General features: G+C 31.2%; 16 protein-coding genes and 1 tRNA gene. 10 read left to right on the forward strand and 7 right to left on the reverse strand.

Annotated features, from left to right (window positions below):
* Positions 1 to 46 precede the first annotated feature (46 nt).
* Positions 47 to 400, forward strand: coding sequence for a 50S ribosomal protein L20 (rplT, locus tag CLLT_RS00180; RefSeq protein ID WP_074692257.1), 354 nt, complete (start codon positions 47 to 49; stop codon positions 398 to 400).
* Positions 378 to 1,286, forward strand: a complete 909-nt coding sequence (locus tag CLLT_RS00185) for a DNA ligase (protein ID WP_074692254.1) — start codon at positions 378 to 380, stop codon at positions 1,284 to 1,286. Before rplT ends, CLLT_RS00185 begins: the two co-directional genes overlap by 23 nt.
* 9 nt (positions 1,287 to 1,295) lie before the next feature.
* Here CLLT_RS00185 and CLLT_RS00190 read toward each other — a convergent pair whose 3' ends face one another.
* Genes CLLT_RS00190 through CLLT_RS00200 form a run of 3 tightly spaced genes read right to left on the reverse strand, consistent with a single transcriptional unit; the run spans position 1,296 to position 3,680 of the window.
* Positions 1,296 to 2,105 (reverse strand): metal ABC transporter permease, encoded by an 810-nt coding sequence (locus CLLT_RS00190; RefSeq protein WP_012660791.1) that lies wholly within the window; start codon positions 2,103 to 2,105, stop codon positions 1,296 to 1,298.
* A complete protein-coding gene (locus tag CLLT_RS00195; protein ID WP_012660792.1) occupies positions 2,098 to 2,847 on the reverse strand; it encodes a metal ABC transporter ATP-binding protein in 750 nt (249 codons plus the stop codon). The genes CLLT_RS00190 and CLLT_RS00195 overlap by 8 nt, the downstream gene beginning before the upstream one ends.
* Entirely contained in the window at positions 2,844 to 3,680 is an 837-nt protein-coding gene (locus tag CLLT_RS00200) for a metal ABC transporter solute-binding protein, Zn/Mn family (protein ID WP_012660793.1), read from the reverse strand. The genes CLLT_RS00195 and CLLT_RS00200 overlap by 4 nt, the downstream gene beginning before the upstream one ends.
* Before the next feature lie 60 nt (positions 3,681 to 3,740).
* On the opposite strand from CLLT_RS00200, the gene CLLT_RS00205 reads away from it, so the two are divergent.
* On the forward strand, positions 3,741 to 4,439 hold the full coding sequence (locus tag CLLT_RS00205; protein WP_012660794.1) for a class I SAM-dependent methyltransferase: 699 nt from the start codon (positions 3,741 to 3,743) through the stop codon (positions 4,437 to 4,439).
* A gap of 9 nt (positions 4,440 to 4,448) precedes the next feature.
* Here CLLT_RS00205 and pyrC read toward each other — a convergent pair whose 3' ends face one another.
* The 4 genes from pyrC to CLLT_RS00225 are packed head-to-tail and all read right to left on the reverse strand — an operon-like array spanning position 4,449 to position 7,568.
* The gene (gene pyrC / locus CLLT_RS00210; protein ID WP_074692249.1) at positions 4,449 to 5,441 is read right to left on the reverse strand and encodes a dihydroorotase; all 993 of its coding nucleotides are present in this window, start codon (positions 5,439 to 5,441) and stop codon (positions 4,449 to 4,451) included.
* Between the two features lie 8 nt (positions 5,442 to 5,449).
* Positions 5,450 to 5,680, reverse strand: coding sequence for a helix-turn-helix domain-containing protein (locus CLLT_RS00215; RefSeq protein WP_012660796.1), 231 nt, complete (start codon positions 5,678 to 5,680; stop codon positions 5,450 to 5,452).
* Positions 5,665 to 6,036, reverse strand: coding sequence for a diacylglycerol kinase (locus CLLT_RS00220; protein WP_012660797.1), 372 nt, complete (start codon positions 6,034 to 6,036; stop codon positions 5,665 to 5,667). Before CLLT_RS00220 ends, CLLT_RS00215 begins: the two co-directional genes overlap by 16 nt.
* A complete protein-coding gene (locus tag CLLT_RS00225; protein WP_012660798.1) occupies positions 6,036 to 7,568 on the reverse strand; it encodes a phosphoethanolamine transferase in 1,533 nt (510 codons plus the stop codon). The genes CLLT_RS00220 and CLLT_RS00225 overlap by 1 nt, the downstream gene beginning before the upstream one ends.
* Before the next feature lie 98 nt (positions 7,569 to 7,666).
* On the opposite strand from CLLT_RS00225, the gene CLLT_RS00230 reads away from it, so the two are divergent.
* The 7 genes from CLLT_RS00230 (at position 7,667) to dcuC (ending at position 14,439) form a co-directional block, all read left to right on the forward strand.
* A complete protein-coding gene (locus tag CLLT_RS00230; RefSeq protein WP_012660799.1) occupies positions 7,667 to 8,425 on the forward strand; it encodes an exodeoxyribonuclease III in 759 nt (252 codons plus the stop codon).
* Between the two features lie 69 nt (positions 8,426 to 8,494).
* Positions 8,495 to 8,569, forward strand: a tRNA-Glu gene (locus tag CLLT_RS00235).
* A gap of 209 nt (positions 8,570 to 8,778) precedes the next feature.
* Positions 8,779 to 9,393, forward strand: coding sequence for a BspA family leucine-rich repeat surface protein (locus CLLT_RS00240; RefSeq protein WP_074692246.1), 615 nt, complete (start codon positions 8,779 to 8,781; stop codon positions 9,391 to 9,393).
* A 131-nt stretch (positions 9,394 to 9,524) separates the two neighbouring features.
* Positions 9,525 to 11,804: an anaerobic ribonucleoside triphosphate reductase gene (locus CLLT_RS00245; protein ID WP_074692243.1), complete on the forward strand. Its 2,280-nt coding sequence runs from the start codon at positions 9,525 to 9,527 to the stop codon at positions 11,802 to 11,804.
* Positions 11,776 to 12,285, forward strand: a complete 510-nt coding sequence (nrdG, locus tag CLLT_RS00250) for an anaerobic ribonucleoside-triphosphate reductase activating protein (RefSeq protein ID WP_074692240.1) — start codon at positions 11,776 to 11,778, stop codon at positions 12,283 to 12,285. Before CLLT_RS00245 ends, nrdG begins: the two co-directional genes overlap by 29 nt.
* Positions 12,286 to 12,352: 67 nt before the next feature.
* A complete protein-coding gene (gene sodB / locus CLLT_RS00255) occupies positions 12,353 to 13,006 on the forward strand; it encodes a superoxide dismutase [Fe] (protein ID WP_074692238.1) in 654 nt (217 codons plus the stop codon).
* 59 nt (positions 13,007 to 13,065) lie between these two features.
* Positions 13,066 to 14,439: a C4-dicarboxylate transporter DcuC gene (dcuC, locus tag CLLT_RS00260; protein WP_074692236.1), complete on the forward strand. Its 1,374-nt coding sequence runs from the start codon at positions 13,066 to 13,068 to the stop codon at positions 14,437 to 14,439.
* Positions 14,440 to 14,451: the final 12 nt, after the last annotated feature.

Here is a 14,451-nt window from a genome sequence, read left to right on the forward strand (position 1 = left end):
GAGGGCAAGATTCGTTTAACGAACGCCAATTTGTGAAAGGATAAATATGGCAAGAGTAAAAACAGGTGTTGTAAGACGCCGCAGACATAAAAAAGTTTTAAAACTTGCGCGTGGTTTTTATAGTGGTCGCCGCAAACACTTTAGAAAAGCTAAAGAACAATTAGAAAGAAGTTTGGTTTATGCGTATCGTGATAGACGCCGCAAAAAACGTGATTTCCGTCGTCTTTGGATAGTACGTATCAATGCAGCTTGCAGACTAAATGATATTAGTTATTCAAAATTTATAAATGGTCTTAAAAAAGCAGGCGTTGAGCTTGATAGAAAAATCTTAGCTGATTTAGCGATGAATGACGCAGCTGCTTTTGCTAAAATCGCAGATGCTGCTAAAAAAGCACTTTAATCTTACCACAAGGCTTTTTGCAAGCCTTGTTCTTTTTTGTTTTCTTCCTTTAAATTTCCTTTTTGCAAAAGATATTTTACTTTTTAAAGTTTATGATGAAAAAGCATTTAAAGATGTAAATTTAAGCCATTATTTAATGAGTGAAAAACTCGATGGTGTTAGAGGACTTTGGGATGGCAAAACTATGCAAACAAGAGCGCAAAATCTTATAAAACTTCCTTTATTTTTCACAAAAAACTTTCCTAAATTTGAATTAGATGGAGAGCTTTGGATAAAAAGAGCCTCTTTTGAAGAAATTTCATCTTTGGTGCGCCAAGAAAATGCTGATGATAAACTTTGGGAAAAAGTAAGTTATAATGTCTTTGATGTACCAAATGCTTGTGAAGAATTTAAGCTTGAGCCTTGCACTTTAGAGGCAAGATTAGAAGTTTTAAAAAAATATTTGGCTAAAAATCCTAATGATTTTATAAAAATCATCCCACAAATTCGCATAAATGATAAAAAACATTTAGAGCAATTTTACCAAGATATCATTTCTAAAAAAGGTGAGGGTGTGATCATAAGATCAAACAACGCACCTTATGAAAAGAAAAGATCAAACAATGCTTTTAAATTAAAACCTTTTGATGATGCAGAATGTGTAGTGCTAAAGCATTTTGAAGGTAAGGGTAAATTTGAAGGTAAAATGGGCTCATTGCTTTGCGAAGCTAATATCAATGATAAAAAAGTAAATTTTAAAATAGGTTCAGGTTTTAAAGAAAGTGATCGTTTAAATCCTCCACCAATTGGTTCTATCATCACTTTTAAGTACAATGGCTTAAGCAAAAATGGCAAGCCAAAATTTGCTAGCTTTTTAAGAGTACATGAAAATAGCGCTTTAAAGTAAAAGTAAATTTTAACTTTTCTTTAAAAAAGCACTAAAGCAAAGATAAAACACAAAAGCTATACAAGCACTTGCTATGATACAAGCTCCACTTGCAAGATTATAATAAAAACTCACAAAAAGCCCTATCACACAAAAACTTATGCTCAAAAGCGTAGAGATGATCATCATTTGACCAAGCTTTTTAGAAAAGCTCTCAGCGATAAATGCAGGTATGCTAAGCAAAGCTATCACAAGTATAAGTCCTACTACTTTGATACTTATAACGATACAAAAAGCCATCATTGCGATTAAAAGATAATGAAAAAGATTAATTTTAACCCCTCTTAAGCTTGCAAATTCTTTATCAAAGCTTAGAATTTCAAATTGGCGGTAAAAAAGCAATGCTAAAATGATAAAAATCACATCAATCACTGCAAATAAAACTATATCTTGCGTAGGTACAGACAAAATACTACCAAATAAATACCCCATTAAATCACCATTATAACCAGGGGTTAAGTCTATAAGTATGATCCCAACAGCCATTCCAAAAGCCCATATAACACCGACTATATTGTCACTTCTAAAAGGGTATTTTTGCACTAAAAACGCTACAAGCAAAGCTAAAAAAAGAGTAAACAAACTCGTGCTAACAAGTACTGGCAAACCAAAATAAAATGCTATACCTATACCTCCAAAAGCCCCATGCGTAATGCCTCCTGCCATAGAGCTTAAGCGGTTGATCATGATCAAAGTCCCTATAATCCCACAAGCGATGCTAGTTAAAAATGCAGCCAAAAAAGCATTTTGTATAAAAGAGTTAGATAAAAGTTCAAGCATGGTTTTTTCCTTCACAGCAACACTGCTCCAAGCTAAGCTCCACATCACAAAAATGCGTGTGATTTTGGCTTAAATGTGCTAGTAAATGTGCCTTTTTTTCAGGGGTGTTTTCATGCAAGAATAATTCTTTATTTAAATATGCGATTTTGTTTGCATAAGCTAAGCTTACATTTAAATCATGGCATATTACTATCACACCAACCCCGCTTTCGTGTAATTTTTTCAAAAGCTCAAAAATCTGCACCGAGCCTTTAGTATCTATACTTGCGGTAGGCTCATCAAGGATCAAAAGCTTGCATTCACTTGCTAGGGCTCTTGCTATATAAACTCTTTGTCTTTGGCCTCCGCTTAATTCGTTGATTTTTTTATCCCAAAAATTTCTCATACCTACTTTTTCTAGAGCTATTAAGGCTTGCTCTTGATCTTTTTTGGTATAAAAACCAAAGAATTTTTTATCCACCCTTCCCATCATTACCACTTCTAGCACGCGCACTGGAAAGTTTGGATTGGCTAAAGTATTTTGTGGGACATAGCCTATATCTTTTAAGCTCAAGTTTTCAAAGTTTATGTTTTTTTGGCTATTTAGCAAGCCTAGTATGAGTTTTAAAAGCGTAGATTTGCCCCCGCCATTTGGCCCTACTATGGCTAAAAAATCTTTGCTTTCATAGTTTAGGTTGATATTTTTTAAAACCTCATCTTGATTATATGAAAAGTTTAAATTTTTAATATTGATTTTTATCATTGTAAAACGCTTGCTATATTTTTTGCATCTTTTAAAAGCTCATTTTTATAATCATTTGGCAAATGATCAAGTTCTATGATTTTAAGATTATAACTACTCGCCATAGCTTTAATAGTATTGTTATTAGCTCCTTTAGGTACAAAAATAGCTTTTATTTGCTCTTTTTGTATGAGTTTTGCAAGCTTGGCTAGGTCTTTTGGCTTAGGTTCTTTGCCTTCTATTTCTACAGGAATTTGGCTTAGATGATATCTTTTTGCAAAATACCCCCAAGATGGATGATAGACTAGAAAATGTTTGTTTTTTGCATTTTTAAATAAAGCTTGTATTTGTAAATTTAATGCATCCATTTCTTTTAAGAAATTTTCTAAATTTTGTTCATAAAATGCTTTATTTTGTGGGTATTGTTCTATAAGTGCTAGGGTGATATTTTTAGCATGAGTTTTTGCTAAAAGCGGATCAAGCCATGTGTGAGGGTCATCTCCATGGTGATGGTGTCCTTCGTGAGCATGATCTTGCAAAGGTAAAAAATTAATACCATTTTGAGTAGAGATGATTTTGGTGTTTTTGAGATTATCTTTAAGTTTTAAAATCCAAATTTTTTCAAATTCTAAATTGGCTGTGAAGTAAATATCGCTTTTTTCAAGTTTTAAAATACCACTTGGTTTAAATTCGAAAGTATGCTCATTTGCATTAGGTGGTATGACTATATTTATATCCAAAGTATCTTTGGCAATTTGCTGTACAAAATAAGCTTGTGGGGCTATACTAACACTTACTAAATCTTTGGCGTATATACTTAAAAATGAAATCAAACACAAAAACAATACACGCATAATTTTCCTTTCCAAAAACAAAAAAATATTATACTATATTAGAAAAAATAAGGAGTGAAGATGAATTTATGGAATAAAAAAGCAAAAAGCTATGCAAGATATAGTTCTAATTTAAATGAAATTCAAAAAGCTACCTTTGCAAAACTTGGGTCTTTGCAAGGTAAAAGCGTAGTAGATATAGGCTGTGGGAGCGGTGTTTGGACTTTGCATTTAGCACAAAAAGCAAAAGATGTTTTGGGTGTAGATAGCTCTAGTGCTATGCTTGAAATTTTACAAGATGATGCCAAAACTCATGCTATATCAAATATAAAAACCATAAATTTGGATTTTGAAAATTTTTATAAAAATAATAAAGAAAAATTTGATCTAGCCTTTTTAAGTATGTCTCCTGCTTTGCAAAATGAACAAGATTTTTTAGCTTTTTTAAATTTGGCACCCAAAAGAATTTATCTTGGTTGGGCTAGTAGAAGAAAAAGTAGCTTTTTAGATCCCATATTTGAGCATTTTAATACACATTTTAAAGGTTTTTATGAAAATGACTTACAAAGCTTTTTAGATGCACAAAATATCCCTTATGAGAGTGAAATTTTTAGCGAAACTAGGGTAGTAAAAAGAGATAAAGAAAGTGCGATAGAAAATGCCTTGTGGCATTTGAGTATGAATGGCATTAATGCAACTAAGCAAGATCTAGAGTCTTTTGTAAAAGATGAGATAGAAGAGATTATAGAAGCTAAGATAAAACTTTTGATTATCGATTAAATTTCAAGGTTAAATAACCTTGAAATTTAGAGTTTTTCCGGCCATAAAAGGCACTACATCGCCGTATTTTTGTGGAACTTGCCATGTGTTTTTTTCTAAGGTGATGATTTTTTCTTTTTCAAATTTGAGATTATGAATTTTGCAAGCATTGTCACTTATGAATTTTTGTAAATTTTCTTCATTTGAATTTTTTTCAAAAAGCTCAGCCAAAACAGGTAGTATAACAGGAGCACTAAATACTCCAGCTGCACAACCACAGCATTCTTTAGTATGTAAAGGATGTGGTGCGCTATCGCTTCCAAACATAGCCTTTTCATAACCGCTAAAAGCAAGCTCACATAAAGCATCTTTGTCTTCATAGCGTTTTGCTATAGGCTTGCAAAATAAATGAGGATCCATCTTGCCACCTATTACATCATCAAGTGTTATCATTAAATGATGTAAAGTTATAGTTGCATATAAATTTTCATAATTTTTCAATAAATCACATAAAACTTTAGTGGTAATATGCTCCATTACAATTTTTAATTTTGGAAAATTTTGAGCTAATTTTTCATAGATTTTAGCAAAATTTGCTTCTCTATCCATGACAAAATCATTGGTTTCTCCATGCACAAGCAAAGGCAAATTAAGCTCACTCATAGCATTTAGTGTAGGTTTTAGTTTTTCTATATCAAAGCTTGAAATTCCATTATCTGAATTTGTAGTGATTCCAGCTGGATAAAGCTTTATAGCAAAAATTTCATCTTTTGCTTGTTCTAAAAATTTCTCATCATAGTTTTGAAAAAACAAAGTCATTAAAGGTGTAAAATCTTCATTTTTACAAGCTTTTAAAATGCGTTCTTTATAAGCTTTAAGTGCAGTTGTTTCAGTAAGTGGGGTGATTAAATTTGGCATGATAACCCCCGCTTTAAAGTCTTTTGCACTATATGGGGCTACAAGTTCAAGCATACTTTCATCGCGTAAATGTAAATGCATGTCCAAAGGGTTTTTAAGTGTCATTTTATCTCCTATTTGAGTTTATATAAGCCGTTTTTGAGCTTTTCAAGCAAGGCTTTTTCTTCTAAAAATTTAAAAGTAGAAATGATGGTAGGTTTGCTGATATTTAACTTTTTAGAAAGTTCTTCTATGTTTGCAAAGACAAAGCCATCTTCATTAGCATGAAGGGCTAAAAATTCTAAAATTTCAAAGCGTTTTTTACCAAAGATTTTTATGCATAATGTTTTTACTTTATCATCCATTCTCTAACCAAATCAAAAAGAATAAAACTCCAAGTAATTATAGCCAAAACCACACTAAAAAATACTCCAGCACTCGCACAATCTTTTGCCTTTTTAGCTAAGATGTGAAATTCATTTGTGCAAAGATCTACGCAAGCTTCTATGGCTGAATTTAGCGCTTCTACGATTAAAATTAATACCAAAACAAATACAAGTACAAAATGCTCTAAAAAACTCACAGGTAGAAATAAGCTTGTAAAAATCAAAGGTAAAATAATGGCAAATTCTATCCTAAAAGCCATTTCATCTTTTAGCAAAAATTTAACCCCGCTAAGTGCGTAAGAAGCGTTTTTAAGTAAAGAGTATTTTGGTTTCATTAAGGATTTTCCTTTAAATTTTTGCTAAATATATCATAATTTGCCTCATATTCTTTGCTATTTACACCAAAATACCCCAGCAAGCTTGAAAAAAGATTATCTTGAGAAAGTTTATAGTCTTTTTTACTTTGTAAATCTTGGCTTAATTTATTATCTTTACTCCAAAATATCATCGGTATATGCTTTTGATCTTTTGGTGCTATTAAATAAGGCATACCATGAAGATAAATCCCATTTTCACCTAAACTCTCCCCATGATCTGATAAATAAAGCAAAGAAGCTTCTTTGTTAGGATTTTGCTTAAGCATATCTATAAGGCTTTTTATAATAAAGTCTGTATAAAGTAAAGTATTATCATATGTGTTTATGATTTGTTCGTGGGAGCAGGTATTTAGCTCGTTTGTATCACATGTTGGCATAAATTTTTTAAATGCATTTGGATAGCGTTTATAGTAAGTTGGCCCATGTGAGCCTTGTAAATGTACAACGATGATTTTGTTTGAGCCTGTATCTTTTAACTCTTGCTCGACAAATTCTAATAAACTCTCATCATAGTCTTTTGCAATGAGTTTGTGTTTTATACGATCACAATTTCCTTTACAACCTCCTGAGTTGTTGCCAAACCATACACTTTTTACTCCAACTTTTTGTAAAACATCTAGAGCATTTTCTTCATAAAGGCTATTATCAAAAGTAGTTCTTTTATGTCTTGAAAACATACAAGGTAAACTTCTTGCAGTAGCAGTCCCACATGAGCTTACATCGCTAAAATACACTAAATTTGGCTCGTTTTTAGTATAAAAATTCGTATCATTAGTCTTATAAGTACCTAAAGAATAATTACTCGCCCTAGCGGTTTCACCTATGACTAAAATCATAAGCTTAGTTGTATTGGTATCTTTTAAACTTGCATCATCTGAAATGATAGTTAGTTCTTTTTTACCTGCTAGTTTTTTCTTTGTAAATTCTATGCTTGAGTATATTGGGTAAAAAGGTAGATTATACATTCTAACGATATTATGTGATCTTAAAAAAGGTAGAAGTGTCTTTGAGCTAAGAGCTACCAAAGCAAAGCAAAATACTAAAGAAGTTAAAAACAATACACTTTTTTTGAAAAAATATCCTTGATAATCAATCTTAATAAAAATCACAAGCAAACTAGGAAAAATCACAAAGGCTAAAATATATAAAGCAAAGGAAAAATTAAAATAAGAAAAAAATTCTCTATTATCTGTTTCAATGACATTTTGTATCATATGATCATCGATTAAAACCCCATAATTACTAACAAAATAACTACAAATAGCACAAGTACTAAGTAAAAATACACTTAAAATTTTGCTAATGTAGGGAAAATACACCAAAGACAAAATACTCAAAACCAAGAAAAAATAAATTCCAAAAAACACACCAAAAAGCATAGTGTTTTGATCTATCTTTTCATATACAAATTCAAACAATGGGAAATTAAACGCCATGATAAAAATCGTATTAAGTAAGGTAAATTTTGTCCATGAAAGCTTTAAACGCATTTTTTTCCTTTGGAATAAAATAAAAACTTAGTCTATTTGAATAAAATTAATAAATCGCATATAAAATAGCAACAAAAGAAGATTAGTAAAGGTATTTTATGAAATTATTATCATGGAATGTAAATGGCCTAAGGGCAATTTGTGATAAAAATGCACTTGATTGGATAGAAAAAGAAAATATAGATTTTATAGGCTTTCAAGAAATCAAAGCACACGAAGAAAAATTTCCAAAAAGAATTTATGAATATGATTTTAAACATATGTATTTTAATAGTGCTAAAAGAGCGGGATATTCAGGCGTAATGAGCCTTTTAAATTTTGATTGTGAAACTAAAAAATGTGAATTTTTTGATGATGATGAAGGTAGGGTTTTAGAGCATAGATTTAAAAATATAGCTTTGTTTAATATATATTTTCCAAATGGTCAAAAAGATGAAGAGCGATTAAGTTTTAAAATGAAATTTTACAATGATTTTTTAGTGTATTTGGACAAACTTTTAAAAGAAGGCAAAGAAATTATTATATGTGGAGATGTAAATACAGCTCACCGTGAGATAGATTTAACTCATCCAAAAGCAAATGAAAAAACTTCAGGATTTTTGCCGATTGAGCGTGCTTGGATAGATGATCTTTTAGAGCTTGGATTTGTTGATACTTTTAGATATGTAAATGGCGATATTAAAGAAAAATATTCGTGGTGGAGCTATAGAATGAAGGCAAGAGAAAGAAATGTAGGCTGGAGGATTGATTATTTTTTCATCTCTAATGGTTTAAAAGATAAGCTTAAAAATGCTTTTATAAGAGATGATATTTTTGGTTCTGATCACGCTCCTGTAGGAATAGAAATAGATATTTAAGGTTATTTTAATGCCTTAAATATTTATTAAGTAAAAATTGATATAATTTCAACTTTATTACTTTTAAATGGCCCATTCGTCTAGCGGTTAGGACATCGCCCTTTCACGGCGGTAACACGAGTTCGAGTCTCGTATGGGTCACCACTCTATATTTTCTCCACAATATTATTTTTTTATTTTTTATCAAAATTTATCCGTTTATCTATAATTATTTATTAATTTGTAAATATATATTTATATTAAGTTAATTTTAAATTAATAATTATTAATATTTAAAATCTTTTGTTTAATTTCATTAAATTTATATTGACTTCACACTTGTTTTTTAAAATATACAAAAAAGGAGGGGTAAAATGTATAGACCTAAAAACAAAAATGAGTTGATGAATTTGGTGCACAATGAAAGAATTTCTCTAAAAGATATTGATGTATCTTTGGTAGATGATTTTTCTTATGTGTTTTATTATTCTAAAAGACTAGATTTTTTAGGTATTGAACGTTGGGACGTATCAAATGCTAAAGATATGTCTTATATGTTTTATTGTTGCGAAAGTTTTAATGCAGATTTGTCGCGTTGGAATGTTTCTAAGGTTGAAAATATGGCAAGTATGTTTTTTAACTGCAAAAATTTCAATCAAGACTTATCAAAATGGAACACACAAAGTCTAAAAGATATGTCTTATATGTTTTTTAATTGTACTAAATTTAACCACTCTTTGTTGCATTGGAAGACTTCAAATGCTACTAGAATGGCGCATTGCTTTGAAAACTGCCATGCATATGAGCATAGCGTTGCAAATTGGGATGTACAAAATGTAATTACCATGGCCTATCTTTTCCATAATTGTAAAAATTTTCATCACGAGCTAGATGAATGGAATATTCAAAAAGATTGCAATACTCAAAAAATGTTTGGAAACCGTGGTATTGATAAACTTTATGCTGTAAAAGGCGTGGAGCTAAAATAATCAAATTCACACATTTTTTGTGTGAATTTTTCTTTTATCTTTTTAAGTTTCTCATCAAGTTTTTGTACTACACTTATCTTTTTAAAGTGCTATTTTTAAGCACTTAGAGATTATTTTTTAGGAAAATTTCCATGAAAATAAAATTTATTATAAAAAGAGATAAGAGTCAAGTTGCATTTGATATTTTTAAAATCAAAAATGCTATTTTCAAAGCTAATATAAACTCCACAGATGAAAAATTAAACAAAGATTTTTTAGATAAGCTTTGTGATGAGGTTGTAGCTTTGCTTGATGAAAAGCACACACAAGTAGAGCAAATTCAAGATAAAGTTGAAGAAGTTTTAATCAAAAATACCTTAGTCAATACTGCAAAATCTTATATTTTATACCGTCAAAAAAGAACACAAATTCGCAATGGTAGTTGTGATTTACTTAGTTTGTATGATGATTTAACTTTTAAAGATTCTAAAGAAGCTGATTTAAAAAGAGAAAATGCAAATATTAATTCAGATAGCGCTATGGGTATGATGTTAAAATATGGCTCAGAAGGCGCAAAATACTATGTAGATGAGTGTATTTTGCCAAAACATATCGCAAATGCACACAAAAACGGCGATATACACATACACGATAAAGACTTTTATATGCTAACACAAACTTGCTGTCAAATAGACTTATTAAAGCTTTTTGAAAAGGGTTTTGGCACGGGACATGGAAGCTTGCGTGAGCCAAACGATATTAGATCTTACGCTTCTTTAGCTTGTATTGCCTTGCAGGCTAATCAAAATGAGATGCATGGGGGTCAATCTATACCCAATTTTGATTTTGCTATGGTAAAAGGCGTGGCAAAGACTTTTCAAAAAGAGTATAAAAAGGCTATAAATGCTTTTTTTGAAATAAAATTAGAGCAAAGTTTGGATGAGCAATGCTTTAAAAATGCTAATTTTCAAGTTTCAAGCGAAAAAGAATGCTTCAAAGAGCTTTTAAAGCTTGATTTAAATAGCGATGAGAATTTTTTAAAACAAGCAAACGCTTATGCTTATAAAAGAGCATTAAAGCAAACTCAAGATGCGACTTTTCAAGCTATGGAAGCTTTAATACATAATCTTAATACTATGAACTCAAGAGCAGGAGCCCAAGTGCCTTTTAGCACGCTAAATTATGGCACTGATACATCTTTTGAAGGGCAAATGGTGATAGAAAATTTACTAAAAGCTACGATGAGAGGTTTGGGAAATGGCGAAACGCCAATTTTTCCTGTGCAAATTTTTAAAGTAAAAGAGGGTGTTAATTATAATGAAACAGATCCAAACTATAAGCTTTTTAAGCTTGCCATAGAATGCGCTTCTAAAAGACTTTTTCCAAATTTTAGCTTTTTAGATGCAAGTTTTAATGCAAAATACTATAAAAAGGGCGATTATAATAGCGAAGTAGCTTATATGGGTTGTAGAACTAGGGTTATGGCAAATGTTTATGATGAGAGCAAAGAAATCACAAGTGGCAGGGGAAATTTAAGCTTTACAAGTATAAACCTTGTGCGTTTAGCCATAGAAGCCAAAGGAAATTTAGAGCTTTTTTACTCACTTTTAAAAGAAAAATTAGAGCTTGTGTATGAGCAATTACTTCATAGATACAAAATTCAAAGTCTAAAAAAGGTTAAAAATTTCCCATTTTTAATGGGCGAGGGAGTTTGGATAGATTCAGATACTTTAAAAGAAAATGATAGCGTAGAAAAAGTTATTGCACACGGGACTTTGGCTATAGGTTATATAGGACTTTGTGAGAGTTTAATAGCTTTGATAGGTTCTCATCATGGACAAAGTCAAGAAGCAAGGGAGCTTGGCTTGCAAATCGTGCGTTTTATGCGTGAATTTGTCGATGAAAAAGCGCGTAAAGATAAACTGAATTTTTCACTCATAGCTACTCCAGCTGAGGGTTTAAGTGGAAGGTTTTTAAAGCTAGATCAAAAAAAATACGGCATTTTAAAAGGCATAACTGATAAAGAATTTTATACTAATTCCTTTCATATTCCTGTGGATTTTCCTATCAATATCTATGAAAAAATTCAAATAGAAGCCCCATATCATGAGTTAAATAATGGTGGGCATATTACTTATGTAGAATTAAATGGCGATGTAAGTAAGAATTTAGAAAGTTTTGAACGCATTATAAAATGCATGAAAGAAAGCAATATAGGCTATGGCTCGATTAATTTCCCACTAGATAGGGATCCAGTTTGTGGCTATAGTGGCGTGATAGATGAGTTTTGTCCAAAGTGTCATAGAGAAGAAGATGATATTAAATTTGAGCGCATCAGAAGAATCACGGGTTATTTAGTAGGAACGCTTGATCGTTTTAATGATGCTAAAAAAGCTGAAGTTCATGCAAGAATTAAGCACGATTTTTCTTAGATTAGCTGGTGTTATAAAAGAATCCATAGTCGATGGCTATGGTTTGCGTTATGTGATTTTTACTCAAGGATGCCCTCATAAATGCAAAGCTTGTCATAATCCACAAACGCACGATTTTAACAAAGGATATTTGCAAGATTTAGCAAGTTTGTATGATGAGATTTGTAAAAATCCTTTGCTTCAAGGTGTTACTTTTAGTGGCGGAGAGCCTTTTATGCAAGCAAAAAATTTAAGCATTTTAGCAAAGCACATTAAGACTTTAGGGCTTGATCTTACTATATATACAGGTTTTACTTATGAAGAGTTGTTGCAAGAAAAACCAAAGAAAGAATTACTTATCTTAGCTGATGTTTTAATCGATGGGAAGTTTATTTTAGAGCAAAAAGACTTATCTTTAAAATTTAAAGGTAGTAAAAACCAACGCATTATCGATGTAGCAAAAAGCTTAGATCAAGGCAAAGTAATACTTTTTGAAAAATAAAGACTCATTTAGTCTTTTTTAATTTAACTATGTTAGAATGCTATAAAATTTAAAAAAGGAGAACAAAATGTTTGAATTAAGAAAACTACCTTATGAAGCAGATGCTTTTGGAGACTTTTTAAGTGCAGAAACTTTTGCGTTTCATCATGGCAAACACCATCAAACTTATGTAAATAACCTAAACAATCTTATCAAAGATACTGAATTTGCAGGAAAAGATTTAGTTTATATTATTCAAAACTCAAATGGTGGGGTTTTTAACAACGCTGCTCAAGTTTATAATCATGACTTTTATTTTGATTGCATTAAACCAAAAACATGCTGTGGCTGTGGCTGTTCTTTAAGTGATGAGTTTAAAGCAGCAGTTGAAAAAGATTTTGGCTCTATGGAGAATTTAAAAGAAGAATTTATTAAAGGTGCTACAGGAGTATTTGGTTCTGGTTGGTTTTGGCTAGTTTATAATACTCAAAATCAAAAATTAGAACTAGTAGCTACAAGTAATGCTGCTACACCTATTACTGAAGGTAAGGTTCCGCTTTTAGTAGTTGATGTATGGGAGCATGCTTACTATGTAGATCACCGTAATGCGCGCCCTGCGTATTTAGACAAATTCTACGCGCACATTAACTGGGAATTCGTAGCAAAAGCTTATGAATGGGCTATCAAAGAAGGTATGAACTCAGTAAGTTTTTATGCAAACGAATTGCACCCTGTAAAATAATCAAGTTTTTTTAAGAAAAACCCCGTAAAATAGACTAAATACAAAAATTAGGAGGTTTTATGGAGGTTTTTCTTTCTGTTGTGGCTACTTTATTTTGTGTATTTTTAGTAGCCTATTTTATTCTTAAAAAATACAATCCTATCTTTACTTTTTTTCTCTCAGGTATTATTATTTTAATCATCATTTCTTTAGCAACTGGTGAGTCTGTGTTAAAACAAAGCTTAGGAAATCCTGTTTTTGATGTCTTTGGCTTTGTAACTCAAACTTTTAAAACTAACTTAGCTGGTGTGGGGCTTATTATAATGTCTGTTGCAGGTTTTGCAGCTTATATGAAACACATTAATGCTTCAGCAAAATTAGCTTTTGTAGCAAATAAACCACTAGGCAAGATTAAAAATAAATATCTAGTTTTAAGTGGAACTTTTGTAGTGGGTATGGCTTTAAAAATAGTTATTTCAAGTTACACTGGATTGTTGCTTTTATTGCTTGTTTCGATTTATCCTGTTTTAATTGCCATAGGAATTCGTCCTATTACTGCTGTGTCGGTTTTATCATTAATCGCACTTGATTATGGTCCTAAAGATGGAAATTCTATAAATTTAGCAGATATGGTAGGCATTGAAAATGTTGTTGCTATGTTTTTTGAATACCAAATTTATCCTGTTATAGCTTATGTTGTTGTGATAGCTTTGCTTATTCCGTTTTATTATAGTTATATGGACAAAAAAGACTTAGCAAAAGGTGTTGTAGATAATATCGAACACATGGAAATAAAAAACCCAAATTGCCCTTTATTTTATATTTTCTTGCCTTGGCTTCCTATAGTGTTTTTATTTGGTGCTTATTTTGCAAGTTTATATGGGTATAAAGTGAAGTTAGATGTGGTGAGTGCTAATTTTTTAAGTATAAGTTTGGTTTTTATTTTAGAGTATGTTAGACATAAAGATGCAAAAAAACTTGCAGATGATTTAATGGTGATACTAAAAGCTATGGCAGAAATTTTTGTAAGTGTTGTTTGTATTATCATTGCAGCTTCTATTTTTGCAGAAGGCATTAAAGCGTTAAAAGGTATAGAACATTTAGCCTTAGCAGTATCTTCTATGGGGGCTTCTGCTGTGTTGCTTACTATTATGGTTTTAAGCTTTATTGTGTATTTTGCAAGTGTGATTATGGGTAGTGGGATTGCTGCCTTTAATGCTTTTGGAAGACTTGCTCCAGATATTGCTCAAAAACTAGGGATTAATCCTATCTCGCTAGCTTTGCCACTTGAGATTGCTTCTTGTTTAGGGCGTGCTGCCTCGCCGATATCGGGTGGAATTTTAGCCTTGGCAGGTTTTGCAAAATTAGATCCTATAGCCATTGTTAAAAGATCTACTCCTATGTTGCTTGTAGGAATGGCTTTAAATATCCTAATAGCTTGGTATTTTGCATAAATTTAGAGTGAT

Source organism: Campylobacter lari subsp. lari, from assembly GCF_013372185.1.
Lineage (GTDB): Bacteria > Campylobacterota > Campylobacteria > Campylobacterales > Campylobacteraceae > Campylobacter_D > Campylobacter_D lari.